Here is a 26,702-nt window from a genome sequence, read left to right on the forward strand (position 1 = left end):
CAACGGGCCAGCTCTGTGGCGGGCCAGCACTGCATCGGGCCGGCTCTGTGGCGACCTAGATGATCGGGTCGCCTTCGCGCCTGGCCTCGGCGGCCTCCTTGACGAAGCCACGAACGAGGACGGCGAGGACGCCGGCCACGATGACGGGCCAGATCAGGACGTAGATCGTGAGAAGGATCGGTGTCATTGTCAGCTGCCTTCCTTCCTAGACGCGGACGAGGTCGTCGTCGTCATCGGTTCGGACGTTCTGGTCGCGGCCGTCGTCGTCGGACTGTGCCTCGAGGGCCTCCGCCGACTCCGCCGTGTCGTAGTCGGCGGTGCGGGCGGCGATCTTGGCGAAGTCGAAGTCCATCGAGCTACGGAAGGACATCGCGGCACAGACGATGGTGCTCACGGCGTACGCCACGAGCGAAGCGGTCAGGGTGTCGTAGTCACGCAGGAAGCCGAAGATGAACGGCGCACTGCCCAGGGCCGCGATCGCGCCGACGACCAGCGCCGGGCGCAGGCCGAAGAACCCGAAGACCATCAGCCCGAGCACCACGCCCACGCCGATCACCGCCAGCGCCTCGATGCCGTACGCGAGCACGCCGCTGTCCGGGATGGCACCGAAACGGGTCGGCAGGAACACCGCGAGCGCCGCGAGCACGGACACGGTGAAGGCCATGTTGGTGACCTTCTTCCAGTAGAAGCTCGCGATCACCGGGAATACCAGGGCGCCCCAGAGTGCACCCACGAAGACCAACAGGTCGAGGATGTTGAAGCGGATGTTGGCGAACACCAGCGCCGCAGCGGTGGCGACGACCATCGTGAGCCGGCCCACGATGAGCATCGTGCGCGGATTGGGGACCTTGCCCTTGCTGCGCAGGCTCTGTCCGTAGACGTCGGTCATGGCGATCGACGACATGGCCGACAGGTCGGAGTCCGCGGTCGACGACAGCGAACCGATGATCATGATGAAGAACACCGCGACCAGGACGCCCGGCAGGTACTCGGCGGCCACCTGCGGCAGGATGTTGTTGGGGTCGCCGTCCACGGGATCGATACCCGCGTACAGGGCGAGCACGCCCACCATGCCGATGCCGATGATCGTGGCGCCGTAGCCGATCGTCGCCGTGATGAACGTCGGCTTGATCAGGTCCTCGCGCACCGCGAACAGTCGCTGGGCGATCGTCTGGTTGCCGATCGCGTAGGCCAGCACGGCCGCGATGTAGGGCGCGCCCTGGTTGAGGAACGCGTCCGAGGAGAAGAAGTTGCTCTGCTGCGGGGTGAGGTTGGCCGCACCGCTCGAGAACACCTCGACACCGCCGAGGAAGAAGAACATCGACGGCACGATGATGATGACCGCGCCGAGCATGGCCAGCACCTGGGCGAAGTCCGTGAGCACCGAGGCGCGGAAGCCGGACCACAGTGTGTAGAGCAGCACACCGGCGGCGATCACGATGATGCCCTGCATGAAGCTGAACGGGCTGAGCATGGCGATCAGGGCGCCACCGGCGATGAAGTTCGACGTCAGCGAGATGACCGAGCCCAGGATGTTGGAGCCGGCCAGCATCAGCTGGGAGGAGCGCCCGTGGCGCGCGAACATGACCTCGGCCAGGGTGTGAGCCTGGGGCGCGACCTTACGGATGCGTCGACCGAAGGGGTAGATGAACAGGATCATCAGGGCACCCCAGAGCCCGTAGTGGATCGGTCCCGACACACCGTAGAGGTAGCCGGAGTTGACCGAGGCGTACATCGACGAGGCCCAGATCCAGGTGGCCGTCATCGACGCGGCCGAGATACCGAATCCGATCCGGTGACCGGCCGTCATGTAGTTGTCAGCGTTCTCGTCCTTGCGAGCGATCCGCATGGACATGACCATGGTGCCGCCGTAGAACAGCAGCAGTAGCAATACAAGCGCAGTCGCACTCAGCGCGGGAGAGCCGAGCAAATCCATATCTGCCTTTCTCTCTTTTATTGTCAGAACAACGGGCCCAGCATAGAGAACCCTGACGGGAAACTGAGAATCGCCAAGGTGAGAGGCATTGTCGGGAGGTCCAAAATGGAGCCCGCTCCCCACCCTTCGACGGCCCAGGATCCCGCGTCGGGATGGAGGGAAACCCCAAACGGGCCCGGTGGCGTGGGGGATGCTCAGGGAACGTTGTGGATGAAAGTTCCCCGGTCACGGATGGCCAGAAAGTTGCGGACGAATGCAAAAATTGCGGCCCCTGCCTGCGCCGATGGCGCCGGGCCGGGCGGCAGCAGTTGCGGTCGGCAGGCGTTCGCTCCGCGAACGGAGCGGCGTCAACTTAAGTGTGAGCTTACGAGCGGATCAGTGCTGGTCGGTGCGGTAGGGCCAGGCGGCGCGCCAGTCGTCCGCTCCCGCCTCGGCCGCAGGCATGGGCAGACGCGACTCCGCGGCGCGGACGGCCCCGGCGAAGTCGCGGACCACCCGTCGGTACTCGACCTCCGCCGAGCCGGAACCGCCGGCGTCGGTCGCATCGTCGGCATCGGCGGTGGCGGTAGCGGTGGCGGCGTCGGTGGCGTGAAACAACCCCACGGCGTCGACGTGGACGACCCGCATCCCGGCGGGCACGAGGTCGTCGGGGATCCCGGCCGAGCGGACGCGCTCCAGGACCTTCTGCCCCAGCGCCAGCGCGGGCATGCCCCAGGAGATCCCCTCGACCACGCCGCGCGGTGGGCGGCCGGCGCGCTCGGCGGCCTTGGCCTCCTGCCACAGGCGATCCTGCTCGGCGGCATCGAGGGCCCCGGGCCCACGACCGGATCCGTCGGTGAACCAGTACGGCGCCCGGCGGCGGAGCTTGTCGAGCAGTGCGCCGGCCACGTCCTGGACGTCGAACGGCTCCTCGGGGTGCTCGGCGGCGATCGCCGCGTGGAACAACACCTGAAGCAGCAGGTCACCGAGCTCGGAGACCAGCTCATCGCGGTCGCCGTCGGCCACGGCGTCCACCAGTTCCCACGACTCCTCGAGCAGGTACGGCAGGAGCGAGGCGTGGGTCTGGGCGGACTCCCACCGGCCGTCGCGGCGGATCCGGGCCATCACCTCCACTGCCTCGGCCAGCCGGTCCCCGCCGCCCGTCGAGAAGAGGGTTTCGCCCGTATCGGTCGAGTGGACTCGTGCGAAATCCCCTTCTCGGCGGGGATCGCGGGCGCCGCGGGCGCCGCCGGGGCCACTGGGGCCGCCGGGGCTTCCGTGGCCGCGCGCCGCGCCGCCCGAGTCCCCGCCGCCCGGGCTCATCGCGCCGGCGCGGTCTCGGGCTGGATCACCGGGTTCGAGCCCTCCGGGTCGCCGGCCATGGCGGTGAGGAAGTCGGCGGCGTACTGGAGCATCTCGTCGTCACGGGCCTTCTCGCCGCCTGCACCCGCGCGTGCGCCTGCCGCCTTCGGCAGCGGGAGCAGGACGGTCTTCTGCGTGGCCCGGTACTGGGCAGCCGGGTACATGCGCTTGAGCCGCATCTGCTGCGAGTCCAGCAGGTCAAGCGGGCCCACGCGCAGGCGCGACCCGGCCAGGACGATCTCGCGCACGCGGTACTTCTGCGCGACCAGCCGCAGCCGCGCCACCGACACCACGCGGCGGGCCTCCGCCGGCAGCGGGCCGTAGCGGTCGAGCAGCTCTTCCACCACGGCGTCGATGTCGCCGGGCTCGCGCGCCTGCGAGAGCTTGCGGTAGGCCTCGAGCCGCAGCCGGTCGCCGTCGACGTAGTCGGGCGGGATAAATGCGTCGACGGGCAGTTCGATGCGGATCTCGCCGAGCTCCTCCTCGACCTCGACCTTCTCGCCGTCGGCGATCGCGCGGTACGCCTCCACCGCCTCACCGACCAGACGGATGTAGAGGTCGAACCCGACGCCCGCGATGTGGCCCGACTGCTCGGCGCCCAGCACGTTGCCGGCGCCGCGCAGCTCGAGGTCCTTCATCGCCACGGCCATGCCCGCGCCGAGGTCGTTGTTCTGCGCGATGGTGGCGAGCCGGTCGTAGGCGGTCTCGGTGAGCGGCTTCTCCGGGTCGTAGAGGAAGTAGGCGTACCCGCGCTCGCGCGACCGGCCCACGCGCCCGCGCAGCTGGTGCATCTGCGACAGGCCCAGCTGGTCGGAGCGGTCCACGATGAGCGTGTTGGCGTTGGAGATGTCCAGGCCGGTCTCGACGATGGTCGTACACACCAGCACGTCGTACTCGCGGTTCCAGAACCCGCCCACGGTCTGTTCGAGCTGCTCCTCCCCCATCTGCCCGTGCGCCACCACCACGCGCGCCTCGGGCACGAGGTCCCGGATCCTCGCGGCGGTGGAGTCGATGGTCCGCACCCGGTTGTGGACGTAGAAGATCTGCCCCTCGCGCAGCAGCTCGCGCCGGATGGCGGCGGCGACGTGCTTGTCCGAGTACGCGCCCACGTACGTGAGCACGGGCAGCCGTTCCTCGGGCGGGGTGAGGATCTGGCTCATCTCGCGGATGCCCGCCAGCGACATCTCGAGCGTGCGCGGAATCGGCGTGGCGGACATGGTGAGCACGTCGACGTGGGTGCGCAGGGAGGTGATGTGCTCCTTGTGCTCCACGCCGAAGCGCTGCTCCTCGTCCACGATCACCAGGCCGAGGTTCTTCCACCGCACACCCGTGGCGAGCAGGCGGTGAGTACCGATCACCACGTCGACCGTCCCGTCGGCCAGGCCCTTTAGGATCTCCTTGGCCTCGGCGTCCGAGGTGAAGCGGCTGAGCCCCTTGATGGTCACGGGGAAGCCGTTCATGCGCTCGGTGAACGTCGCGAGGTGCTGCTGCGCGAGCAGCGTCGTGGGCACGAGTACGGCGACCTGGGTGCCGTCCTGGACGGCCTTGAACGCGGCGCGCACGGCGACCTCGGTCTTGCCGTAGCCGACGTCGCCCACCACGACGCGGTCCATGGGGGCGGACTTCTCCATGTCCGCCTTGACCTCCTCGATCGCGCTGAGCTGGTCGACGGTCTCGGTGAACGGGAACGCGTCCTCCATCTCGCGCTGCCACGGAGTGTCGGGGCCGAAGGCGCGGCCGGGCGCGGACTGCCGCTTGGCGTAGAGCTGGACGAGCTCGGTGGCGATCTCGCGGACGGCCTTGCGGGCCTTACGCTTGGTGTTCTGCCAGTCGGCACCGCCCATCTTGGACAGCGTCGGTGCCTCGCCGCCGACGTAGCGGCTGAGCTGGCCGAGCGACTCCATCGGCACGTAGAGCCGGTCGCCGGCCGCGCCGCGCTTGCCGGGCGCGTACTCGATCACCAGGTACTCGCGCCGCGAGGAGCCGTCGCCGCCGCGCACCTGCCGCTCGACCATCTCGACGAACCGGCCGATGCCGTGCTGGTCGTGGACGACCAGGTCGCCGGCCTTGAGGGCGAGCGGGTCGACCTGGTTGCGGCGCTTGGAGTGGCGGGCCTTGGGGCGCGCCGTGGAACCGAGTCGGTTGCCGGTGAGGTCGGTTTCGGAGACGACGACGAGGTCGCCGGACGCCCCGTCGGCGCCCCCGGTGAGCGCGAACCCGGCGTGCAGGACCGCCTCGTAGACCGACACGAGTCCGTCGGCGGGCTCGGATCCCGCCTGCGCGGCGGTGGCGGGGACCTCGGCCTCGGACAGGCGTTCCAGGATGCGGGCCACGGTGCCGTGGCCGGGGACCACCATCGCGGCCCGGCCGCCGGCGCCGACGAGCGCGCGCAGCCGCACGAACATGGCCTCCATCTCGGAGTCCTTGCCGCGCGGGGCGGGCGGATCGCCGGCCTCGACGGTCACCACGAGGCCGTCCTCGGGGTCGGTGAGGAATCCGGGCGGGACGAGCTGCCACCAGGCGCGGCCCGCCTCGGTGGCCTCCTCGCGCACGGAGGAGAACGTGCGGTAGCCCGAGCCGGACAGGTCGAGGGTCTCGCTGTCGACGGGGGCGTCGCCGCCCATGGTCGCGGCGGTCCACGAGGCCTCGAGGAACTCCCGGCCCGCCGAGGCGAGGTCGGCGGCGCGGCGGCGCACCTTGTCGGGGTCGCACACCACGACGCGGGTGTCGTCCGGCATGAGCATCGGCAGGGTGGCCATCTCGCCCGGCACGAGCACGGAGGTCAGGGCCTCCATGCCGTCGCGCGGGATGCCCTCGGCCAACGAGTCCAGGAGCTCGGCCAGCGTCGGGTTGGCGCGGTGCTCGGCGGCCAGCTGACCCGCCCGGGCGCGGACGTCGTCGTCGAGCAGCAGCTCGCGGCACGGGTAGAGGACGACCTGCTCGACCTCCCCGTCGGGCAGCGAGCGCTGGTCGGCGACGGAGAACTCGCGGATCTCGGCGATCTCGTCGCCGTCGAACTCGATGCGCAGCGGGTGGTCGGCCGTGGTCGGGAAGACGTCCACGATGCCGCCGCGCACGGCGATGTCGCCGCGGCGGGCGACCATGTCCTCGCGGGTGTAGGCGAACTCGGCCAGGCGGGCCATGAGTTCGGTCGGGTCGACCTCGTCACCCCGGGTCAGGCGCACGGGCTCGCGGCGGGCGGCCGCCGGGGAGATGGGCTGCACCACCGATCGCGCCGCCGCGACGATGATCCTCGGCGCCCGTCCGGCCATCACGGCGGACAGCACCTCGAGGCGGCGACCGATCGTGTCGGCCGCCGGCGACAGACGCTCGTGCGGCAACGTCTCCCAGCTCGGGAACTGCGCCACCTCGCCGTCGTACATCCCCGACAGTTCGTCGGCGAGTTCCTCACACTCGCGCTCGGTGGCGGTGACCACCAGCAGCGGCGCGCGCTCGGCCAGCGCGCCCACCAGGAACGGGCGCAGCGACTCCGGCGCGCGCACCACCGCGGTGTCGCGGTCCAGGCCCGCGCGCAGGTCGGCCAGCGCCGGGTTGGAGATGACCGCACCGGCCAGACCGGACAGCGCGGCGGTCGTGGAGGTGACGGCGGGGGCGGTGGAGGTCACGCGTGAGGGTCCTTCAGGGTCGGGGCGAGGTGGTCGGACTCGGTCTGGGCGGGCGCGGGCGCACGGCACGCGCAGGTCGGCCGTGATCGGACCGGCGGTGCGCGGCGGGGCACGACAGGCGGGCCGGTGTGCCAGATCTCCCACTCTAACGGCGCGGCGGCCCCGGTAGCCTGTGCGTATGCGCGAGACCACAGACGCCGCCGCCGGGAACGCCGGACGGGACACCCCCGGGCCAGCCGCGGGCGACACCGCTCCCGGCGAGCCCGCCGCCCCGGTGACGATCGCCCCCGGCCCCCGCGACGACGGACCGGACGCCGGCGCGACGATCGTCGGCTCGCGGGTGTTCACCGACCGGTGGATCGGCGTGCTGCTGGCGATCGGCTCGGCCATCGCGCTGGTCGCGTCGTTCCAGCTCAGCCTGGACAAAATCCGGCTGCTGGAGAACCCGGACTACACGCCCGCGTGCAATTTCTCCATCCTCATGAGCTGCAAGAGCGTCATCAACTCGGAGCAGGGCGCGGCGTTCGGCTTCCCCAACCCGTTCATCGGGCTCGTCGGGTACGGCATCGTGATCGCGATCGGCGTCGCCGCCGCCTCCGGCGTGCGGTTCCCCCGTTGGTACTGGGTGGGCGCGCTGCTCGGTCTGACGTTCGCCGCCGGGTTCGTGCACTGGCTGGCGTTCCAGTCCATCTTCGAGATCCAGGTGCTGTGCCCGTGGTGCATGGTCGTGTGGGCCACCACCATCCCCATGTTCTGGTACACGCTGCTGCACGTGCTGGCCAAGCTCACGGCGGCCCGTTGGGTGCGCACTCTGCAGCAGTGGCACCTCGTCCCGGTGGTCGTGTGGTTCCTCGCCGTGGCGGGCGTCATCCTGTGGGCGTTCTGGGACTTCTACTGGGCGGACTTCTTCGCGAACCTCTGATCCGGCGGCCCTCGCCCTGCACCCCGTCGGCGTCGGCGGCCACCTGCAGGCGCTGGCGCGCGCTGCTGGCACCCACGAACACCGGCGGATACCTATTAGAGTCCAATGCCTCACAGTGGACTGCCGCAAATCCGAAGTGCGGGCATGATCTCTAGGCGTACGGGCCGAGAGCCCGCTGACAGAGAGGTGGAAACAATGATCACGTCCCTCACCCGAAATTGGTGGGTCCAGCTGATCCGCGGTGTCCTGGCGCTCGTACTCGGCATCACCGCGCTGATCGCCCCCGGCTCGAGCCTCATTCTCGCGGTGTTCCTCGTGGCGGCGTTCGCGATCGCAGACGGCGCTATGACCATCACCACGGGCCTGGGGCTGCGCGGACACAGCGGCTCGTCGAGCCTGTTCATCGGAGGCGGCGCGCTCTTCATCGTGCTCGGCCTGGTCGTGCTGTTCTGGCCGTCGATCACCGTGACCGCGCTGGTGCTGCTCTTCGCGATCTGGCTGATCGCCTCCGGTGCGCTGCTGGTCTACGGCGCGTCCACCCTCCGGACCGTCGTCGCCAACGCGTGGATCATGGGTGCGGTCGGCGTTGTGATCGCCGTGGTGGGACTCGGCCTGGCGCTGTTCGGGCCGTCGACCATCGAGAATTTCCTGCCGTTCGCCGGCTGGTTCGGCGTGATCGTCGGCTTGATCATGATCGCCGTCTCGTTCCGTCTACGCAGTGATGCCGCCAAGCTCTCGAGCGCCCCGGTGGCCGACGAAGTCTGATTCTCGGGCCGACCGTTCCGGCAGGCCGTGACTGCCGAACCTGCCGACACGAATGCCCCCGCTGCCCGCTATTCGAGGGCCGCGGGGGCTTCGTTCTTTCCGGCGGGCCCTGTTCTTCTCGGCCGGTGCCTCGCAGAGGGTGGCGGACTCACCGGGGACCTCACGTGCGCTCACGGGCCCGCGTCACTTACGGTGCGCTCAGGGCCGAGCCGGCCCCGGGCGCAGATCGCGCCCGGCCGAGTCGCCGGCCGGATGACTGCGGCTGGAGTACTTCGCCATGACACCTGACTCGAGCGACGGCGCGGGATCGAGGTGCGACAGGCCGTTGAAGCAGAGATTGACGATATGCGCGGCCACCTCCTCCTTGGGCGGAGTGCGCTCATCAAGCCACCATTGCGCGGTGCCGGAGACCATGCCGACCAGGGCCTGGGCATAGACGTTCGTGGTGACCGGGTCGAACCCGCGGGCCACGAACTCCTCCTCGAGGATGTAGGTGACACTGGCCGTGGCATCGTTGAGCAGCGTCGAGTACGAGCCACCGTTGTTCAGCGACGAATCACGCACCAGGATCCGGAACCCGTCGGTGCGCTCCTCCACGTAGCGAAGCAGCGCCATCGCGGCGCGCTCGATGCGGCGGCGCGACCCCTCGCCCTCCAACGCCTCGGTGATCTCGGCACCCAGATAGGCCAGCTCGCGGTCACACACCACCGCGTACAGGCCCTCCTTGCCGCCGAAGTGCTCGTAGACGACCGGCTTGGACACGCCTGCGACCGACGCGATCTCCTCGACAGTGGCCGCGTCGTAACCGTACTCGGCGAAAATCCGGCGGCCCACCTCGACCAACTGCTGCCGGCGTTTCGCCGCTGACATCCTGGTACGCGGCGCCGGCGTCATTTCCGACTGACCTGTCATGTGGTGTCGCCTCCCTCGACGGAAAAGCCTAGTCGGAGCATTGAACGCGGCCGACCGATCAGGGGTCGGACTCCCCCGTGTGGGCTGCTAGCGGCCAGGCCACCCATCCGGGAACAGGTAGGCGACAGTGGGGCCGTGCTCGTATGCCAGACTGGGGAGTGGCCCGCGCGCGGGCCGTTCCCCCGTGGTGTAATTGGCAACACTCCTGATTTTGGTTCAGGCATTTCAGGTTCGAGTCCTGGCGGGGGAGCTCGAGCACTCCCGACCTTCGCCGCGCACGTGAAGGTGCCGCGGGTCGCGCGGAGGATGACTCCTGGAAGCCAGCGCGTTGTCGGACGCGGACCTTCTCATCAGTCCAGCCGACTAGTTGCCGCCCAATGCTCCATCCTCAAAGAGGGACGACCCGCACAGACGGTCGCCCTCGAAACCCATCTCTTGACGCCACGCCATGTCCGAGCAGTTCGATTCCAGGTATCGACTCTCGGCTGCACCCGGCTGATTGGCACAGAACTCGGTGTTCTGGATCGTCCCGTCTGACATGCGAGACGGCCCGGGGGTCCCGAACAGGCACTCGACGACCGTCGGCGCCGCCGTTGTCGGTACAGCGGCCGCTGTCGGCGCAGTAGGTTCGTCGTCGGCTGGTGGCGCCGGGGCGTCTGTTGCTATCTCGATGTCGCTCAGATTCAACACGAAGACTTCGGTAATCGGCCCGCCACCAGTCGGAGCGTTGATCAGCAGCTCGGATTCAGGGTCGACGTCGTCTTTGAGCCAGACGACTCCTCGATACTTGTCACCGGTCTGGACGTTCACGGCGTCGAGCTCGTCAATATCGCCGCAACTCCGCGAGATCGTCCGCTCCTTCTCGATGTAGCCGTCGCGCGTGCGTTCGCGGATCGTGCCCGTATTAAGTACTTTCCGGGTCCCGTCGCCGGACTTCACGTCTACATCGACCTGAATGGCAACAGAGTCGTCCGGTGCCCCACTGCAGGCCCCGGGAACGAATACTCGCTCGATCGTGACGTCAGCGGTGTAACTCGGCCCGCTGATGGTGAACACCTCCCCGAGAGCGATAGGTACTTCAGCGGGCCCAGCCGGAGCCGAACTCGAGGTGATCGGCGTGGGCAGCGCTTCGGATTCCGAGTCGGATTGAGCGGAACATCCGGCAAGAACCAGGACGGCCGCCGCCGCAGCGAAAAGAGCAGAGCGCATATCGGACCTTTCATGGGTGCGCCAGATGTTAGGCAGAGGCACACGCTCGCTGAGCATTTTCGCGTATCCGCGATGTACTCAGAGAACGGACCGCGATGGGTGTCGCAGCGCTCCTACTCCCCCGCGGTGGGATGAACACGTAGCCGCTGCCCAGTCGGCCTCCGCCTAGAAGATGCCGCCGAAGATCCCCACCGCCAGAACCAGCAGCAGGATCGCCACCACTGCCAGCACCGTCAGCGCGGGCTGGCGCGAGCGGCGCGGCCTGCGCTCCACCTCGGCATCGGGCCGGAACGCCGGGTCGTTGTCGGGTCGGCCTGGTCCGTTCATCCCCGTCACGTGAACCGCTCCTCCTCCATCCGTGCGTACGTCTCCAGCAGCTCGAGGGCGTGCTCGCCTGCGGCGCCCTCGGCCTGCAGGCCGGTGCGCATCGACTCGAGCATCTCGCGGCCGTGCGGGAACGGCGGCAGCAGCGGGACGTCCGGATCGGTGATCGCGTCGATGACCGTGGGCCGGTCCGCGGAGAACGCCTCCTCCAGCGCCGGCACCAGCTGGTCGGGCTCCTCGACCCGGATCCCCCGCAGGCCGAGCAGCTCGGCGTAGGCGGCCATGTCGAACTCCGGCACCTCCTGGGAGCGCGCGAACCGCGGCTGCGACTCGCTCTCCCGCTGCTCCCAGCTCACCTCGGCCAGATCGCGATTGCTGAGCACCACGATCACCATGGTCGGGTCCTCCCAGGCGGGCCACGCCTCGGCCACGGTGATCAGCTCGTTGATACCGAGCATCTGCACCGCGCCGTCGCCGGCCAGCACGGCCACCGGCTTGGCGGGTGCGGCGGCCTTGGCGGCGATCGCGTACGGGATGCCGCAGCCCATCGAGGCCAGCGTCGACGACAGGTGGGCGGGCACGGAGGTGGGCAGATCCATCTGCCGCACGTAGTGGTAGACACTGCTGCCCACGTCCACGGCGAGGCGCGCGTCGTGCGGTATGTGGTCGGCCAGTCGCCGGGCGACCAGCTCGGGGTTGAGTCCGCGTGTGGGCACCTCTGAGCGCATCCGGGAGATCTCCCGCCACTGCCGCACCCATGTCTCGACGTCGCCACGCCAGGCGGAGCGGTCCTTCTCGGCTACCCGCCCGAGCAGCTCACGCAGCGCGAGCGCGGCATCGCCGACCAGGCCCACCTCGATCGGGTACCGGTTCGCCAGGTGTACCGGGTCCAGGTCGATCTGCACGGCCCGCGCCTGCCCGGGTGTCGGGTAGAACTCGGTCCAGGGGTCGTTCGATCCGACTATCAAGAGGGTGTCGCAGTTCTGGAGGATGCGCGCGCTCGCCGTCGTCCCCAGATGCCCCATGGTCCCACCCACCAGCGGCGACGACTCGTCGACGTACGGCTTACCCAGCAGGCTCATCGTCACGCCGGCGCCCAGGCGGTCGGCCAACTCCATGAGCTCGGCCTGTGCCCCGGCCGCACCGCGCCCGGCGAGGATCGCGATCCGCTCCCCCGCGTCGAGCACGTCCACCGCGCGCGCCACATCGTCGTCACGCGGCGTGGTGACCCCGTGGGTCCACTCGGGAGCGGTGACCACCACCCCGTGCTCCTGGTCGAGGTCGTCCCCCAACTCCGGCGCGGGCGCGTTCTGCACATCGTGCGGGAGGATCACCACCACCGGGGTCCGGTGCGTGAGCGCGGACCGGAACGCCCGGTCGAGCACCAACGGCACCTGCTCGGCCGACGCGACGGTCTGCAGGTACGGCCCGGCCACGTCCGAGAAGACGTCACCGAGGTTGATCTCCTGCTGATAGCCGGAGCCGAGCACGCTGGTGTGCTGCTGCGCGACCAGGGCCACCACCGGCACGCTGTCGAGTTTGGCGTCGTACAGGCCGTTGATGAGGTGCATCGCGCCCGGACCCTGGGTGGAGGTCACCACGCCGACGGCGCCCGAGTACTTGGCGTCGGCCACCGCCATGAACGCCGCGGACTCCTCGTGCCGCGCGCGCCCGAACGCCGGGGCGATGTCGGAACGGCGCAACGCGCCGAGCAGGGGGTTGTTGCCGTCCCCGGCGTATCCGTAGATCCGTTCGACTTCCCAGGCCACCAGTCGTTCGACGACGAGGTCGGCCACCGTCCTGTCCGTGCTCATACGCGTGTCCTCTCCACTCGTCGGTCCGTGAGTGGCCCCCACCGTAGGGGTCGCCTCCGACACGCTCCACCGGTCTGGTAGCGGACCCGCGACAGCGGTTGTCCGGCGGGCGGGGTGGGTCTACCGTGCGCGGCATGGACACGGACCTGAAAGCCCTTGCACTGGTGTGCTCGCTCAAGGCCTCTCCCGCCGAGTCGAGCAGTGACCTCATCGCCCGGCAGATCCTCGACGAGTTGGCCGGTCACGGCGTGACCGGTGAGACCGTCCGCGTCGCCGACTACGACGTGCGCCCGGGTGTCGACGACGACATGGGCGACGGCGACCAGTGGCCCGCCATCCTCGAGAAGATCCGGGGTGTCGACATCCTCGTCTTCTCCACGCCGACGTGGCTCGGTCACATGTCGAGCATCGCGCAGCGCGTGCTGGAGCGTCTGGACGCGCAACTGTCCGCGACCGACGACGAGGGCCGGCCGGCGATGTTCGGCAAGGTCGCCGTGGTCTCGGTGGTGGGCAACGAGGACGGCGCGCACAAGATCGTCGCCGACACGTTCCAGGGGCTCAACGACATCGGGTTCACGATCCCCGCCCAGGGCGGCACCTACTGGAACCACGAGGCGATGAACCCCAAGGACTACAAGGACCTCGACGAGACGCCCTCCGCCGTGGCCTCGACCATCACCACGCTCTCGTCCAATGCGGTGCATCTCGCGCGGTTCCTCAAGGGCACGCAGTACCCGGCGGTCTAGTCCTGCCCTCCGGTCGCCCGGCGGAGGTGGACACCCCGGATGTCGTACGAGGGTGCTGTGCTCTCGTCACGGCGGGCGGTCCCGCCGCGGGCCCCGACCGACGAGAGGCTGAGAACTGATGACCGGTGTGGACACCTCCCGCGGCCCGGAGCGGCTGCACCTCTCGCTGATCACCCCGGGCTCGGCCGCCCTACCGGTCCTGACCGGTGACGACCGAGTAGACGTCGACGATCTCGACTGGGACTTCCCGGATGGCTGCGTGCCCGGCGAGATGATCCTCCACGTGGCCGGCGGTGACCAGCCGGCCGTCGTCGGGTGGGACCTGCTAATCGAGGGGCCGCAGAACGAGGACGGGCTCGACCTCGACCCGGTGGAGCTGTTCCCCTCGGGGGTCTCCCTGCTGGCGGTCGAGCGGCGACTCGGCCACCCGCTCCCCGCTCTCCCGGGCACCGTCGCCTCACCGCGCGCCGGGGAGGTGTTGGACGCCGTCGCGGCGGAGGCCGCATCACCGACCCCATGGAGGAAGCTCGAGCCGGAGGCCTGCCGTACGCCGCGGAATCCGGAAGGCCACCTCCTCGAGTACGGGTGCCCGCTCTGCGAGGCGGACGGCGTCCCGCTGGAAACCCACATCCTCGTCCGCCGCGTTCCCGAGGAGCACGCCACGTCGATCGAGGTGTGCGAGTCCTGCCACGATCTCCTGCACGCCCCGCTTCCGGCCGCGCTGGACGATCTCATCGGACGGAATCGTCCGCCGTGCCCTTGCTGCTCCGCCATGCGCACCCACCGGATCATCTGGGGCATGCCGGTACTACCGATACTCCCGGGGTACACGGTCGCGGGGTGCGCTCCTCCAGCGGTACCCGAGGAGTTCGCCCCGACTGCGGGCAGTGGTGGACCGAGGAGGATTCCTACTTTCCGCGGATCCCCGACGCAGGTCCGGACGAGCGCGTCCGCGCCCGGCTTGCGGCCTCCGCACGGGTGGGGGGCGGTGCCCACCCCGCCCTGCTGACCGCGGGGCGTCTGGTCATGGGCCGCCTACTGTTCCCGGGAAAGGACGCGCCGACCCCGGCGTGGGACGGGCCCGCCTCCGTCTGCGATCTCATCGGCGACGACGGACGGATCTACACCGCAGAGCTCGAATCCGTCCGGGCGCTCAACCCCGGGATGGACTTCCCCGGCGCTCCCGGCTGGGAGGACACACCGACAGGACCCGAGGAGACCGCCGTGATCGTCGACGAGATGGGTTCGGAACTTTACGAGGCGCTCGACGCCGACCCCGGGCAGGTCACGTTGGCCAGTCCGTTCCTCTCCTACGCGGTCGCCAAGGAGCTGGCGACCAGAGCCGCCGACTCCGAGTATTACTGGTACCTCCTCACCCGCCTCGATGCCCATGCGGCTGCGGGCGGGTACCTCTCGATCGCCGGGCTGGGCCTACTGCTCGACGCCGGGGTCGAGATTCGGAACTGCACCGGTCTGCACGCAAAAGCGTTCGTGGTGGGCCGTCGGTTCGCGATGGTCGGATCCGGCAACCTCACCAACGCCGGACTCGGATTCGCGCAGCCCTCGAACCGCGAGCTGGCGGTCAGGCTGCCCCGGTCCGAGGTACGGAGAGTCCAACGGATCCTCGACGAGTGGTGGGATGAGGGGTCGGACGTCGGAGCCGACAAGCTGACCGCTCTCCAAAAGCAGGTGGATTCCCTGCCCCGCCCGCCTCGGGGTTCCCACACCCCCGGTGAGCTCTCGAACCAGGATCTGGCCGCCGTCGTGGAGCAGATCCTCGGTGACGCGCGTGATACCGATGCCGGCCTCTGGATCAAGGCCGTCGACGGGACGCCGGAGCCGCGCGACTGGGACCCGGATGGCTGGTTCTCGTCCCACTCCGGAAACCGCCCGGGCTTCGCGCCCGGCGATCTGGTACTGCTCTACTCCAAGGAGCAAGGCGGATGCGTGGGGGTGCTCGAGGTCCTCGACGAGCCCGCGCACGATCCGGAGTTCGTCTCCGAGCAGATCGGCGTCGAATCCGGGCAGCGGTGGCCGTGGGTCAACACCGCACGCCCCCGGCTGATGCCGCTGGCGGACGTGGTGGTGAGCGGGGACGAGATGGGCGTCAAGAGGCACGGGCTTCAGGGCGGCCGGATGCACATCGGCCTGACGGAGTTCGCCGGCGTCGTCCGGGCGCTGGCGGCCGGATGTGAGGCGGCGTCCCCGGGCGACCGGGTGTCGTTCCTGGGCTAGCCCCTCGCGCCCCGCTCGACCGCGCTGCGCACGGTGTAGCGCAGGAACGCCGGGAACGCGACCGCGCAGATCACCACCCCGATCACGACGAGCACGCCGCCGCCGGCCGCTGCGACCGCGGTGCCCACCGACGCCGCCGCCACGCCGTGGGCGACGTCGCCGATGCGCGGTCCGCCGGCCACCACGACGATGAACACGCCCTGCAGCCGACCGCGCATCTCGTCCGTGGCCGACTCGAGCAGGATGGCCTGACGGAACGCGGCCGAGACCATGTCCACGGCACCGCCGAACGCGAGGGCCGCCAGCGCCAGCCACAACCACCAGGCCGAGCCCTCGGGTGAGGCCGCGCCGACGAACACGCCGAATGCGACCATCGCCAGACCCCACAGCGCCACGCACACCAGCACCGCCAGGCCCTGCCGTCGCACGCGCGGGATCCAGCCGGAGAACACGCCGCCCAACACGGCGCCGACACTCATCGCTGCGAACAGCAACCCGAGCGCGGTCCCGCCGGTCGCGGGATCACCGAAGGACTCGGTCGCGATCTGCGGGAACAGCGCCCGCGGCATGCCGAAGACCATGGCGATGATGTCCACGAGGAACGAGGCCAGCAGGATGCGGCGGGTGGCCAGGTAGGCGAACCCGTCGATGACCGACCGCAGCCCGACCGAGGGACGCTCCCCCGACACCGGCTGGGGTGGGAGCCGGTAGACGGCATAGAGCGTCGCCAGGAGCGCGACCGAGTCCAGGAGATACAGCGACTCCAGCCCGAGCACCGGGATGAGGATGCCCGCCGAGAGCGGCCCGACGATCGCGCCGAACTGCATGACGGTCATGTTCAGCGCGGAGGCGGAGGCCAACTGGTCGGACGGGACGAGTTTCGGGATGATCGCCGACCGGGTGGGCTGGTTGACCGCGAAGAACGCCTGCTGCACGGCGAGCAGCCCCATCACCAGCCATACGTTCTGGTTCCCGGCGGCGGCCTGCAACCAGAACAGCGCGGCGGTCGCGATGAGGCCGGTGGTGGTGATCATGAGCAGCTTGCGCCGGTCGAACGCGTCGGCCAGCGCCCCGCCCCACAGGCCGAACACGATGAGCGGCACGAGCGCGAACACGCCGGTGAGGCCGACATAGGCGGAGTTGCGGGTGATCTCGAAGACCTGCTGCGGCACCGCGACTATGGACAGCTGCGCGCCGATGACCGTGACGATGTTGGCGAGCCACAGTCTGCGGAAGTCCGGCTGCCGCAGGGGCCGGGTATCGGCGAGCTGCCGCCTGAGAACTGACACGCCGGGTGAGGCTACTCGTCTCCCGAGACGGTTCGATTGGTCGGAGTCACCCTCTATCCTCGGACGGAACGTGCACAAAACCGATGGCGATTGCGCAGATGTTGCGCAGCCACCTATCCCCCACACGGCGCTGCCACGCCCGAGGAGACTTGATGACGACACCGCAGACCGATCGCCCCCAGACCGCGGTCATCGTCCTGGCCGCCGGCTCCGGCACCAGGATGAAGAGCGCCACTCCCAAGATGCTGCACCGCGTGTGCGGGCGGACCATGCTCGGTCACGCCCTGCACGCCGCGGCGGGGATCGAGCCGGACGCGGTCGTCGTGGTGGTGGGGCACCAGCGCGAGCAGGTCTCGGCCGCGGTGGCGGAGCTGTCGGCCGACCTCGGGGTGCCCGTGTCGACGGCCGTCCAGGAGGAGCAGAAGGGCACCGGTGACGCGGTCGCGGCCGGCATGTCGGGGCTGCCCGCCGACTTCTCCGGCACGGTCCTCGTGACCACCTCCGACATCCCGCTGCTCGACGCCGAGACGTTGCGCGAGGTGGTGAGCCGCCACGACATGCGGCCACGGGCGGCGGTCACCGTGCTCACGTCGACGGCGCCCGACCCCACGGGGTACGGCCGCATCGTGAGGAACGACGACGGCGAGGTGCTCAGGATCGTCGAGCACAAGGACGCCTCGGAGGACGAGAAGGCGATCAGCGAGGTCAACTCGGGCATCTACGCGTTCGACGCGCAGGTCCTGCGGGACAAGCTCGGACAGCTGAGCACCGACAACTCGCAGGGCGAGCTGTACCTCACCGACGTCATCCAGCTGGCCCGGCAGGCCAACGGACTCATCCGCGCACACCGCGTCGAGGACGCGGACCTCGTGGCGGGCGTCAACGACCGTGTGCAGCTGGCCGCGCTGGCCGGTGAGATGAACCGCCGTCTGTGCGAGTCGGCCATGCGCGCCGGGGCGACCATCGTCGACCCGTCCAGCACGTGGCTCGACGTGGGCGTGGAGATCGGACGGGACGTGACGATCCTGCCCGGCACGCACCTGGCGGGCGCGACCGTCGTCCACGACGGCGCGACCATCGGCCCCGACACCACCCTGCAGGACACGACCGTCGGCGAGGGTGCCACGGTCGTGCGTTCACATGCGGTGAGCGCCACAGTCGGGGCTGGCGCCGAGGTCGGCCCGTTCGCGTATCTGCGGCCCGCCGCGGACCTCGGTGCGAACAGCAAGATCGGTACGTTCGTCGAGGTCAAGAAGTCGACGATCGGCGCCAACACCAAGGTGCCGCACCTGACCTATGTGGGGGACGCGACCATCGGTGAGCACACCAACATCGGGGCGTCGAGCGTGTTCGTCAATTACGACGGCGTGAACAAGAACCGTACAGTGATCGGCGATCACTGCCGCACCGGTTCGGACACCATGTTCGTCGCACCGGTGACCGTCGGAGACGGGGCCTATTCGGGCGCGGGTACCGTGATCAAGGACGACGTCCCGCCGGGCGCCCTCGCGGTGTCCGGAGGACGGCAGAGGAACATCGACGACTGGGTGATCAAGAACCGGCCGGATTCCGGCTCGGCCGAGGCCGCCCGTCGTGCCCGGAACGACTCCCAGAAGGACGGACTCACGCAGTGAGCGAGTGGATCGACAACCAGAAGAACCTGATGTTTTTCGCGGGGCGCGCGCACCCCGAGCTCTCCGATCAGGTCGCCGCAGAGCTGGGGGTCGAGGTCACCCCGCAGACTGCCCGGGACTTCGCCAACGGCGAGATCTTCGTCCGCTTCGAACAGTCGGTCCGCGGCTGCGACGCGTTCGTGCTGCAGAGCGCCCCTGCCCCGCTGAACAAGTGGATCATGGAGCAGCTCATCATGATCGACGCGCTCAAGCGCGGCTCCGCCAAGCGGATCACGGCGGTCCTGCCGTTCTACCCGTACGCGCGCCAGGACAAGAAGCACCGCGGGCGTGAGCCGATCTCGGCCCGCCTCATCGCCGACCTGCTCAAGGCCGCCGGCGCCGACCGGATCATCACGGTCGACCTGCACACCGACCAGATCCAGGGCTTCTTCGACGGTCCGGTCGACCACATGCACGCCCAGGGTCAGCTGTCGGACTACGTGCGGCAGCACTACGGCACCGACAACATCGTCGTGGTCTCCCCCGATGCCGGCCGCGTCAAGGTGGGCGAGAAGTGGGCCGACGCGCTCGACGGCGCCCCGCTGGCGTTCGTCCACAAGACCCGCGATCCCAACGTGCCCAACCAGGTCAAGTCCAACCGCGTCGTCGGTGACGTCGAGGGCAAGACCTGCGTGCTCATGGACGACATGATCGACACCGGCGGCACCATCGCCGGCGCGGTCAAGGTCCTCAAGGACGCCGGTGCGGGCGACGTCATCATCGCCACCACGCACGGCATCTTCTCCGACCCGGCCGCCGAGCGCCTCGCCTCCTGCGGCGCCAAGGAGGTCATCACCACCGACACGCTGCCGATCCCGCCGGAGAAGCGCTTCGAGAACCTCACCGTGCTGTCCATCGCGCCGCTGCTGGCCCGGACCATCCACGAGGTCTTCGAGAACGGCTCGGTGACCAGCCTGTTCAACGGTTCCGCGTAGGGGCGACCATGGACGCGACGATCTACCACAACCCCCGCTGCTCCAAGTCGCGGCAGGCTCTCGAGCTGCTGCGGGAGCGGGGCGTGGAGCCGACGATCATCAAGTACCTCGACACCCCGCCGACGGTCGAGGAACTGCGCACGCTCATCGCGGACGCCGGGCTCACGGTGCGGCAGGCCGTCCGCGTCAAGGAGGCGGAGTTCACCGAGCTCGGCCTGATCGACGCCTCGGATGACGAGCTCCTCGCCGCGATGGTCGCCCACCCGCGGTTGATCGAGCGGCCCTTCGTCGTCACCGACAAGGGCACCCGCCTCGCGCGCCCCACGGCGGAGGTCGAGGAGATCCTCTGACACCACCCTGCCCGCGTCGCGCCTGACGAACACCGGCACCCCACGCGCACCCCGGCCCGCCGTTCCCTTCCGAGGGGCGGCGGGTCCCGCGCATTCCGGGTCTCGCCGTCGGCTCCCCCGCGATGTGAACCTCCCGCCCGACCCGGCTCGTCCGATTTGGGTGCGAACCCCCGGCGCCGCTAGGCTGGTCGGGTCATCTCGGCGAGGGAGGACCCGCAAGGGCCGCTCCGTTATCGACGCGATCACCTCTGGTCTCGGCCTCGGGTGCGCTTCGCGCCGGGCCCGAAATACCCACACAGAGGTCATCGCATGTCTGAGAACAAGATCGCCGCCGCCGTCCGGACCGAGTTCGGCAAGGGCGCCTCCCGTCGCGCCCGCCGCGAGGGCCAGGTCCCCGCGGTGCTGTACGGCCACCACACCGAGCCCCGCCACCTGCTGCTGGGTGCGCTCGAGTTCGCCGCCATCCTGCGCCACAACGGCACCAACGCCCTGCTGACCCTCGACATCGAGGGCGAGGAGCAGCTCGCACTGCCCAAGCAGATCGACATCCACCCGCTGACCCGCGTCATCGAGCACACCGACCTGCTCGTCGTGAAGAAGGGCGAGAAGGTCGTCGTGGAGATCGCCGTGCTCGTCACCGGCGAGGCCGCCCCCGGCACCCTGGTCACCACCGACGCCGATGTCATCGAGGTCGAGGTCGAGGCCACCAACATCCCCGAGGACCTCGAGGTCTCCGTCGAGAGCGTCGAGGCCGGCACCCAGATCACCGCCGCCGACGTGCAGCTGCCCTCCGGCGCGACCCTGATCTCCGACCCGGAGACGCTGCTCGTCAACGTCATCGAGGCCCCGTCGAGCGCCGACCTCGAGGCCGACGAGGAGTCCGCTCCCCAGGGCGAGGCCGCCGAGGACGCCGCGAAGGCCGCCGAGGAGGGCTGATCCCCCACCGCCGTGCAGTAACGGCGAACAGGTCACGGGCCCGGGACGACCACTGTGTCGTCCCGGGCCCGTTCCCTATTTCCTGCTCGCGCAGCCGCTCCCCCCGATGGCGTTTCGCTCCTGCGGATGGCGTCTCGCTCCCGCGCCCGCACGCCACACCCCATCCTCGCTCCCCGGCATGGCGTCCCGCCTGCCCGCCGGTGCGCGCGAGACGCCATCGACGCGCGCGGCTGTAAAGGGGCCGGCCGCGGAGGGCTCTGCTAACGGCCGAATGGCCGGCGGGCGGGCCGCGGGGGCGACTGCGAGGGGCGTGCCGCGGGGCAGCTGCGAGAGGCCGGGCGCGGCTGCGAGGGGCCGCGGGGGCTGGCTGAGCGCGGCTGCCGGGGGACCGGCGGGCTCGCGGACTAGCCGCGGAGGAGCCCCACCGCCAGGACGAACATCATCACCGCGATCGCCCCGTCGAGCACCCGCCACGCCCCGGGCCTGGAGAACAGCCCGCGCAGAGCCTTACCGCCGAAGCCGATGAGCGAGAACCACACCGCGCCGGCGAGGAACGCCCCCGCCGCGAAGACCCATCGCAGCTCCGCCCCGTGCTGGTTGGCGAGCGTGCCGAGAAACACCACACAATCCAGATAGGCGTGCGGGTTGAGCCAGGTGAACGCCGCGCACGCCGCCACCGCCCCCATCGTCGACGGGACGCGGCCGGTGCCGTCGGCCCGCAGCCCCTCGCCCGGGCGGATCGCGCGGACCGCCGCGAACGTCCCGTAGGCCACGAGGAACGCCACGCCGATCCACGTCATCACCGTCAGCGCACCCGGCGCCGTCTCGATGAGCGCGCCCACCCCGGCCACCCCGAGCAGGATGAGCGCTGCCTCGGAGAGCACGCAGAACACGACGATCGGCACCATCGACACGTCCCCGCGGATCGAGCGCTGCAGCACATACGCGTTCTGCGCGCCGACGGCGGCGATGAGGCCGAGTCCGATACCTGCGCCCATGAAGAGAGTGGAAGTGGTTGTCACACCCTCAATCTAGGCACGCGTCCATTAGTAGTGCGACTACAGTTTCTGCACTAGCATCAGCTGTACTTATGAACGCGCTCCAGCTGGACCAGCTCCGCACGCTCGTCGCCGTCGTCGATCTCGGCTCGTTCGAGGCCGCCGCCGCGCACCTGCACATCACTCAGTCCGCGGTGTCCCAGCGGATCCGCGCTCTCGAGGAGTCCGCCGGTCGCATCCTCGTGCGCCGCGAACGCCCCATCACCGCCACCGAGTCCGGCGAGACCGTCCTGCGCACGGCCCGGCAGATGCTGCACCTCGAAGAATCGCTGGCCGGGGAGCTCGACGATCTCGGCTCCGGGCAGGACCCGGTCGTCCTGGCCGTGGCGTGCAACTCCGACTCCCTGTCGACCTGGTTCCTCGACGCCATGACCGAGGTCCACGACGGCGGCCGCGTCGTGTTCGACATCCGCCGCGAGGACGAGTCCCTGTCCAGTGAGCTCCTGCGCCGCGGCGAGGTGATGGCCGCGGTGACCAGCCAGTCGCGCCCGGTCCAGGGCTGCCGCGCACTCCCGCTGGGGTCGATGCGGTACCTCGCCTGCGCCAGCCCGGGGTTCGTGGCCCGGCACCTGCGGGAGGGCACGACGACCGCCGCGCTCGGGCGGGCCCCCATCGTGGACTTCGACCGCAGCGACGGCCACCAGAACCACCACTACCGCCGACTGGCCCGACGCGAGCCGACCGGGCCCCGGCACTTCATCCCCAGCTCGCACGACCACGTCCGCGCGATCGTCGCCGGGCTGGGCTGGGGCCTCATCCCTGAACAACTGGCCACGCCGTGGCTGGTCTCCGGGGAGATCGTCGAGGTCTCCCCGGATCGCCCACTCGACGTACCCCTGTACTGGCAGCACTGGAAACTCCAGTCCCCCGATCTCGACGCCCTCACCGCCGCCGTGCTCGGCACCGCCCGCACCGAACTGCGGATATGAGCCCCCACCCGGCGTCTGGGATCATGGGCGCGTGACTACCGCCGACCAGCCGTCCGGCCCCACACTCGTGGTGGGCCTGGCCAACCCCGGACCCGACTACGAGGGCACCCGCCACAACATCGGCTGGGACGTCCTGCAGGAACTCGCCTCCCGGGCGCTGCCCATGCCGGCGAGCTTCTCCACCCACAAGAAGACCAACTGCGAGATCGCCCAGACGCGCCTCGCCGACACGCCCGTCGTGCTGGCCCGCCCCCGCAGCTACATGAACCTCTCCGGCGGCCCGGTCGCGGCGGTGGCCAAGTATTTCTCCGTGGCCCCCACCGACGTGATCGTCATCCACGACGAGATCGACATCGACTTCGGCCAGGTCCGACTCAAGCGGGGAGGCGGCGAGGGCGGCCACAACGGCCTGCGCTCGGTGTCCAGCTCGCTCGGCACCCGCGACTACATCCGGGTCCGCGCCGGGGTGGGCCGCCCGCCGGGCCGGATGGCGGTGGCCGACTTCGTCCTCAAGCGCTTCTCCAAGCTCGAGCAGCCCGACGTGCCGTTCCTCGTCCAGGACGCCGCCGACGCCGTCGAACTGCTCCTCAAGCACGGGCTGGAGACCGCCCAGAACCAGGTCCACTCGGCGTGAGCCGGATCCGGCGGTTCGAGCGCGAGGCCCACCTGGGCTCCGGGGCCGCCCTCTTCGACCGCGCCGGCGACCAACTCATGGACTGGCAGATGCATCGTCGCGCCGGTCTCGTCGTCGTCGCCGACGGACCCGCCACCCCCGGCCGGACGGTGACACTCCGGCCCCGCACGGGCCCCGCGGCGTGGCTCCGACTCACCGCACCGTGCGAGGTCACCGAGGTCACCGACCGGCCCGACGCGCGCGGCTTCACCTACCGCGCCCTGCCCGGTCATCCCGAACGCGGATGGGAGCGCTTCCTCGTGCGGCGCGACCCCGCCACCGACGCCGTGTCGCTGACCATCACCGCCGAGTCCGCGCACGCCACCCTGCTCGCCAGGCTCGGCGCACCCCTGGCCCGGGCAGAGCAGGACCGGCTCACGCGCCGCTACCTGGCGGCGCTGCGGCCCGACGATCACAGGTAGTAGAGCTCCCGCAGCCGATCGAGCAGCGCCACGAGCGTGCCCTCCCTCAGCGCCTCGGCCATCCCACCCCCTTCGAAGCGCTCGGACCGGGCCACCCACGTGATGAGCGCCCGCGTCAGCTCCTCCCGTGCCGCGTGAGAACGCCCCCGTCGAACGCCGCCATCACCGCCCGGGCGTCGTCCTCGACACCCGGATAGCGCAGCAGCGACCGGTGCGCCGCCCACGCGCCGCCGGGCCGCCCGGCCTCGCGGAGCCCACGCAGCCGCTCGACCGCGGGCAGCAACCGGCGGAGCGCCCCCCTGCGCTCCTCCCACTGCCCCCGGCCCCCCTCGCTCACCGGATGGTGACTGTCGTCCTCCCCCATTTCCCCATCCCCCTTCGGCTCGTCCCTGATCTCTGTTCCGCGCACCGTAGCGGCCGGGTCCGACACTCTCCGGCTACGGCACCTGCCTAGATAATCGGGCTCTTAGCCGCTCACCGTTACCGCTCCGCGGCGGCACCGCGAGATGTGAACGGCGACAACAGTACTCGTTCGATGCCCGCGCCCGGGTCCGCGCCCCGGTAGGGCCGCCGGTGCCGGAGGAGCCGCATCGCCGCCGCGCTGCGCGCCACGTCTGACCTCGCCTTTCACTGGCCCCGCCGGGCACGGGGGTGACGTGGGCGGATTCGGTGCGCGGACGAGGGCGGACGTACCCTGGGTGACGACGACGAGGGCCGTCGACTGCTGTGAGGAGTACGCGTGACCGAGACCGCCGAGGACACCGGAACGGGCGGACACGCCTCGGGTGCGGACACCGCCGGGGACGTCGCGTCCGAGGTCGCGCGCCGCAGGACGTTCGCCGTGATCGCCCATCCCGACGCCGGTAAGTCGACGCTGACCGAGGCGCTCGCGCTGCACGCCCGGGTGATCACCGAGGCGGGCGCCGTGCACGGCAAGTCGGGCCGCCGTTCCACGGTCTCGGACTGGATGGAGATGGAGAAGGCCCGCGGCATCTCCGTCAGCTCCACCGCACTGCAGTTCACGTACGCCCCCGAGGGCTCGGACGCCGACGATCCATACGTCATCAACCTGGTCGACACCCCGGGCCACGCCGACTTCTCCGAGGACACCTACCGCGTCCTCACGGCCGTCGACGCGGCGGTCATGCTCATCGACGCGGCCAAGGGCCTCGAGCCGCAGACGCTCAAGCTGTTCCAGGTGTGTAAGCACAACGGTCTGCCGATCATCACGGTGATCAACAAGTGGGACCGCCCCGGCCGCGCGCCGCTGGAGCTGCTCGACGAGATCACCGAGCAGATCGGCCTCGTCCCCACGCCCCTCTACATGCCGGTCGGCATCGCGGGTGACTACCGCGGCCTCCTGCGGCGCGGTGAGGACGGCGCGCCCGAGGAGTACGTCCACTTCACCCGCACCGCCGGCGGTTCGACCATCGCGCCCGAGGAGCACTACGACCCGGACACCGCCGCCCAGCGCGAGGGCGACGTCTGGGAGACCGCGGTCGAGGAGTCCGAGCTGCTGTCCGCGATGGGCCAGGACCACGATCAGGAGCTGTACCTCGCCGGCGAGACCAGCCCGGTGATCTTCGCGTCCGCGATGCTCAACTTCGGCGTGCACCAGATCCTCGACGCGCTGGTCGAGCTGGCGCCGCCGCCGCGGGAGTGGCCCACCGTCTCCGGTGAGCCGCGGCAGACCACCGACCCGTTCTCGGCCGTGGTGTTCAAGGTGCAGGCCGGCATGGACGCCGCGCACCGCGACCGCCTGGCCTTCATGCGCGTGGTCTCCGGCGAGTTCGAGCGCGGCATGGTGGTCCAGCACGCGCAGACGGGCAAGCCGTTCACCACCAAGTACGCGCTCACCGTGTTCGGCCGCGACCGGTCCACCGTCGAGACCGCCTACCCCGGCGACGTCGTGGGCCTGGTCAACGCCACCGCCCTGGCGCCCGGTGACACCCTCTACACGGGCAAGAAAGTGCAGTTCCCGCCCATCCCGCAGTTCGCGCCCGAGCACTTCGCGGTGGTGCGTGCGCAGTCGCTGGGCAAGTACAAGCAGTTCCGCAAGGCGATCGACCAGCTCGCCGCCGAGGGCGTCGTGCAGATCCTGCGTAACGACACGCGCGGCGACGCCAACCCGGTGATGGCGGCGGTCGGGCCGATGCAGTTCGAGGTGGTCACCGCCCGCATGAAGGCGGAGTTCAACGTCGAGGTGGTCGTGGACAACCTGCCGTACACCATCGCGCGCCGGACCGACGCCGACTCCGCGGACGAGCTGGGCCGCCAGCGCGGTGTCGAGGTGTTCGAGCGCACCGACGGCGAACTGCTGGCCCTGTTCGGCGACAAGTGGCGCCTGCAGTACATCACCAAGGAGATGGAGCACCTCACCATCGAGCCGCTCGTCGCCGACACCAACTAGCCCCGCGCTCCTCGCACACGCGGCACACCGCCCGGGCCGGGCACTCGCGGCAACTCCGCAGCCTGCCCACCCCGGCGCGCTGCAATGGTCGTAATCGTCTCGGGAATGGTTGTAGCCATCGAGGCGAAGTGGCGGATTCGGCTCGATGATTACGACCAAATCTGGAGGTCGGGCGGGGCTGTCGGGTGGTCGTCGGG

The 26,702-nt window shown here is 70.1% G+C and carries 25 protein-coding genes and 1 tRNA gene; 14 read left to right on the plus strand and 12 right to left on the minus strand.

The window, feature by feature from the left end:
- Positions 1-55: 55 nt before the first annotated feature.
- The 4 genes from VYL96_RS10725 to mfd all read right to left on the minus strand — a co-directional run bounded on the left by VYL96_RS10725 (position 56) and on the right by mfd (position 6,903).
- Positions 56-187, minus strand: coding sequence for a putative transporter small subunit (locus VYL96_RS10725; protein ID WP_096907137.1), 132 nt, complete (start codon positions 185-187; stop codon positions 56-58).
- A gap of 18 nt (positions 188-205) precedes the next feature.
- The gene (locus tag VYL96_RS10730) at positions 206-1,936 is read right to left on the minus strand and encodes a sodium:solute symporter family protein (protein WP_131886152.1); all 1,731 of its coding nucleotides are present in this window, start codon (positions 1,934-1,936) and stop codon (positions 206-208) included.
- 375 nt (positions 1,937-2,311) lie between these two features.
- Complete coding sequence (locus VYL96_RS10735) at positions 2,312-3,040, minus strand: MazG nucleotide pyrophosphohydrolase domain-containing protein (RefSeq protein ID WP_243699755.1); 729 nt, start codon at positions 3,038-3,040, stop codon at positions 2,312-2,314.
- A gap of 194 nt (positions 3,041-3,234) precedes the next feature.
- Entirely contained in the window at positions 3,235-6,903 is a 3,669-nt protein-coding gene (mfd, locus tag VYL96_RS10740; RefSeq protein ID WP_131886150.1) for a transcription-repair coupling factor, read from the minus strand.
- 178 nt (positions 6,904-7,081) lie between these two features.
- On the opposite strand from mfd, the gene VYL96_RS10745 reads away from it, so the two are divergent.
- A complete protein-coding gene (locus tag VYL96_RS10745) occupies positions 7,082-7,825 on the plus strand; it encodes a vitamin K epoxide reductase family protein (protein WP_131886149.1) in 744 nt (247 codons plus the stop codon).
- Positions 7,826-8,020: 195 nt separating this feature from the next.
- Positions 8,021-8,590 (plus strand): HdeD family acid-resistance protein, encoded by a 570-nt coding sequence (locus VYL96_RS10750; RefSeq protein ID WP_131886148.1) that lies wholly within the window; start codon positions 8,021-8,023, stop codon positions 8,588-8,590.
- 198 nt (positions 8,591-8,788) lie between these two features.
- Here VYL96_RS10750 and VYL96_RS10755 read toward each other — a convergent pair whose 3' ends face one another.
- Positions 8,789-9,460, minus strand: a complete 672-nt coding sequence (locus VYL96_RS10755; protein ID WP_061229823.1) for a TetR/AcrR family transcriptional regulator — start codon at positions 9,458-9,460, stop codon at positions 8,789-8,791.
- 220 nt (positions 9,461-9,680) lie between these two features.
- Here VYL96_RS10755 and VYL96_RS10760 point away from each other — a divergent pair.
- Positions 9,681-9,752, plus strand: a tRNA-Gln gene (locus tag VYL96_RS10760).
- 113 nt (positions 9,753-9,865) lie between these two features.
- Here the strand turns inward: VYL96_RS10760 and VYL96_RS10765 are convergent.
- The 3 genes from VYL96_RS10765 to VYL96_RS10775 form a co-directional block, all read right to left on the minus strand.
- On the minus strand, positions 9,866-10,558 hold the full coding sequence (locus VYL96_RS10765) for a hypothetical protein (RefSeq protein WP_131886147.1): 693 nt from the start codon (positions 10,556-10,558) through the stop codon (positions 9,866-9,868).
- Positions 10,559-10,876: 318 nt separating this feature from the next.
- Positions 10,877-11,047 (minus strand): hypothetical protein, encoded by a 171-nt coding sequence (locus VYL96_RS10770; protein ID WP_156482616.1) that lies wholly within the window; start codon positions 11,045-11,047, stop codon positions 10,877-10,879.
- A complete protein-coding gene (locus tag VYL96_RS10775) occupies positions 11,044-12,849 on the minus strand; it encodes a thiamine pyrophosphate-requiring protein (protein ID WP_131886146.1) in 1,806 nt (601 codons plus the stop codon). The genes VYL96_RS10770 and VYL96_RS10775 overlap by 4 nt, the downstream gene beginning before the upstream one ends.
- 134 nt (positions 12,850-12,983) lie before the next feature.
- Here VYL96_RS10775 and VYL96_RS10780 point away from each other — a divergent pair, with 134 nt between their 5' ends.
- The 3 genes from VYL96_RS10780 to VYL96_RS10790 all read left to right on the plus strand — a co-directional run bounded on the left by VYL96_RS10780 (position 12,984) and on the right by VYL96_RS10790 (position 15,830).
- Positions 12,984-13,595, plus strand: a complete 612-nt coding sequence (locus VYL96_RS10780) for a flavodoxin family protein (protein WP_131886145.1) — start codon at positions 12,984-12,986, stop codon at positions 13,593-13,595.
- Positions 13,596-13,713: 118 nt separating this feature from the next.
- On the plus strand, positions 13,714-14,604 hold the full coding sequence (locus VYL96_RS10785) for a hypothetical protein (RefSeq protein WP_165928513.1): 891 nt from the start codon (positions 13,714-13,716) through the stop codon (positions 14,602-14,604).
- Between the two features lie 17 nt (positions 14,605-14,621).
- Positions 14,622-15,830: a phospholipase D-like domain-containing protein gene (locus tag VYL96_RS10790; RefSeq protein WP_165928512.1), complete on the plus strand. Its 1,209-nt coding sequence runs from the start codon at positions 14,622-14,624 to the stop codon at positions 15,828-15,830.
- Here VYL96_RS10790 and VYL96_RS10795 read toward each other — a convergent pair.
- Complete coding sequence (locus VYL96_RS10795; RefSeq protein ID WP_131886143.1) at positions 15,827-17,119, minus strand: MFS transporter; 1,293 nt, start codon at positions 17,117-17,119, stop codon at positions 15,827-15,829. The two genes, VYL96_RS10790 and VYL96_RS10795, sit on opposite strands and share 4 nt — an antisense overlap.
- Positions 17,120-17,271: 152 nt before the next feature.
- Between VYL96_RS10795 and glmU the strand changes: the two genes are divergently transcribed.
- The 4 genes from glmU (at position 17,272) to VYL96_RS10815 (ending at position 21,013) form a co-directional block, all read left to right on the plus strand.
- Positions 17,272-18,753: a bifunctional UDP-N-acetylglucosamine diphosphorylase/glucosamine-1-phosphate N-acetyltransferase GlmU gene (gene glmU, locus VYL96_RS10800; RefSeq protein ID WP_131886142.1), complete on the plus strand. Its 1,482-nt coding sequence runs from the start codon at positions 17,272-17,274 to the stop codon at positions 18,751-18,753.
- Positions 18,750-19,727 (plus strand): ribose-phosphate diphosphokinase, encoded by a 978-nt coding sequence (locus VYL96_RS10805; RefSeq protein WP_007630089.1) that lies wholly within the window; start codon positions 18,750-18,752, stop codon positions 19,725-19,727. Before glmU ends, VYL96_RS10805 begins: the two co-directional genes overlap by 4 nt.
- 8 nt (positions 19,728-19,735) lie before the next feature.
- Positions 19,736-20,077, plus strand: a complete 342-nt coding sequence (gene arsC / locus VYL96_RS10810; RefSeq protein WP_063972815.1) for an arsenate reductase (glutaredoxin) — start codon at positions 19,736-19,738, stop codon at positions 20,075-20,077.
- 309 nt (positions 20,078-20,386) lie between these two features.
- Positions 20,387-21,013 carry a 50S ribosomal protein L25/general stress protein Ctc gene (locus tag VYL96_RS10815; RefSeq protein ID WP_131886141.1) on the plus strand — a complete coding sequence of 209 codons (627 nt, stop codon included), beginning with the start codon at positions 20,387-20,389 and terminating at the stop codon, positions 21,011-21,013.
- A 404-nt stretch (positions 21,014-21,417) separates the two neighbouring features.
- Here VYL96_RS10815 and VYL96_RS10820 read toward each other — a convergent pair whose 3' ends face one another.
- Entirely contained in the window at positions 21,418-22,035 is a 618-nt protein-coding gene (locus VYL96_RS10820) for a LysE/ArgO family amino acid transporter (protein ID WP_131886140.1), read from the minus strand.
- A gap of 68 nt (positions 22,036-22,103) precedes the next feature.
- Here VYL96_RS10820 and VYL96_RS10825 point away from each other — a divergent pair, with 68 nt between their 5' ends.
- From VYL96_RS10825 to VYL96_RS10835, 3 genes are read left to right on the plus strand one after another with little or no spacing between them, the layout of a single operon-like run.
- Positions 22,104-23,000 (plus strand): LysR family transcriptional regulator ArgP, encoded by an 897-nt coding sequence (locus VYL96_RS10825; RefSeq protein WP_131886139.1) that lies wholly within the window; start codon positions 22,104-22,106, stop codon positions 22,998-23,000.
- A gap of 31 nt (positions 23,001-23,031) precedes the next feature.
- Positions 23,032-23,634: an aminoacyl-tRNA hydrolase gene (pth, locus tag VYL96_RS10830; protein WP_131886138.1), complete on the plus strand. Its 603-nt coding sequence runs from the start codon at positions 23,032-23,034 to the stop codon at positions 23,632-23,634.
- Complete coding sequence (locus VYL96_RS10835) at positions 23,631-24,095, plus strand: DUF1990 domain-containing protein (RefSeq protein WP_131886137.1); 465 nt, start codon at positions 23,631-23,633, stop codon at positions 24,093-24,095. Before pth ends, VYL96_RS10835 begins: the two co-directional genes overlap by 4 nt.
- Here the strand turns inward: VYL96_RS10835 and VYL96_RS17290 are convergent.
- Both VYL96_RS17290 and VYL96_RS10840 read right to left on the minus strand, forming a co-directional pair.
- Positions 24,086-24,190 carry a DUF6508 domain-containing protein gene (locus VYL96_RS17290; protein ID WP_243699754.1) on the minus strand — a complete coding sequence of 35 codons (105 nt, stop codon included), beginning with the start codon at positions 24,188-24,190 and terminating at the stop codon, positions 24,086-24,088. The two genes, VYL96_RS10835 and VYL96_RS17290, sit on opposite strands and share 10 nt — an antisense overlap.
- A gap of 20 nt (positions 24,191-24,210) precedes the next feature.
- Positions 24,211-24,432, minus strand: a complete 222-nt coding sequence (locus VYL96_RS10840; protein WP_131886136.1) for a hypothetical protein — start codon at positions 24,430-24,432, stop codon at positions 24,211-24,213.
- A gap of 402 nt (positions 24,433-24,834) precedes the next feature.
- Here VYL96_RS10840 and VYL96_RS10845 point away from each other — a divergent pair, with 402 nt between their 5' ends.
- Positions 24,835-26,505 (plus strand): peptide chain release factor 3, encoded by a 1,671-nt coding sequence (locus tag VYL96_RS10845; RefSeq protein ID WP_131886135.1) that lies wholly within the window; start codon positions 24,835-24,837, stop codon positions 26,503-26,505.
- Positions 26,506-26,702 lie beyond the last annotated feature (197 nt).

The organism is Dietzia maris, assembly GCF_036287335.1.
GTDB lineage: Bacteria > Actinomycetota > Actinomycetes > Mycobacteriales > Mycobacteriaceae > Dietzia > Dietzia cinnamea.

Coding starts and splice junctions, on each gene's coding strand:
- VYL96_RS10725 (WP_096907137.1), bottom strand. CDS start 187: ATGACACCGATCCTTCTCACGATCTACGTCCTGATCTGGCCCGTCATC.
- VYL96_RS10730 (WP_131886152.1), bottom strand. CDS start 1,936: ATGGATTTGCTCGGCTCTCCCGCGCTGAGTGCGACTGCGCTTGTATTG.
- VYL96_RS10735 (WP_243699755.1), bottom strand. CDS start 3,040: ATGGCCCGGATCCGCCGCGACGGCCGGTGGGAGTCCGCCCAGACCCAC.
- VYL96_RS10745 (WP_131886149.1), top strand. CDS start 7,082: ATGCGCGAGACCACAGACGCCGCCGCCGGGAACGCCGGACGGGACACC.
- VYL96_RS10750 (WP_131886148.1), top strand. CDS start 8,021: ATGATCACGTCCCTCACCCGAAATTGGTGGGTCCAGCTGATCCGCGGT.
- VYL96_RS10755 (WP_061229823.1), bottom strand. CDS start 9,460: ATGTCAGCGGCGAAACGCCGGCAGCAGTTGGTCGAGGTGGGCCGCCGG.
- VYL96_RS10775 (WP_131886146.1), bottom strand. CDS start 12,849: ATGAGCACGGACAGGACGGTGGCCGACCTCGTCGTCGAACGACTGGTG.
- VYL96_RS10780 (WP_131886145.1), top strand. CDS start 12,984: ATGGACACGGACCTGAAAGCCCTTGCACTGGTGTGCTCGCTCAAGGCC.
- VYL96_RS10785 (WP_165928513.1), top strand. CDS start 13,714: ATGACCGGTGTGGACACCTCCCGCGGCCCGGAGCGGCTGCACCTCTCG.
- VYL96_RS10790 (WP_165928512.1), top strand. CDS start 14,622: ATGGGCCGCCTACTGTTCCCGGGAAAGGACGCGCCGACCCCGGCGTGG.
- glmU (WP_131886142.1), top strand. CDS start 17,272: ATGACGACACCGCAGACCGATCGCCCCCAGACCGCGGTCATCGTCCTG.
- arsC (WP_063972815.1), top strand. CDS start 19,736: ATGGACGCGACGATCTACCACAACCCCCGCTGCTCCAAGTCGCGGCAG.
- VYL96_RS10815 (WP_131886141.1), top strand. CDS start 20,387: ATGTCTGAGAACAAGATCGCCGCCGCCGTCCGGACCGAGTTCGGCAAG.
- VYL96_RS10825 (WP_131886139.1), top strand. CDS start 22,104: ATGAACGCGCTCCAGCTGGACCAGCTCCGCACGCTCGTCGCCGTCGTC.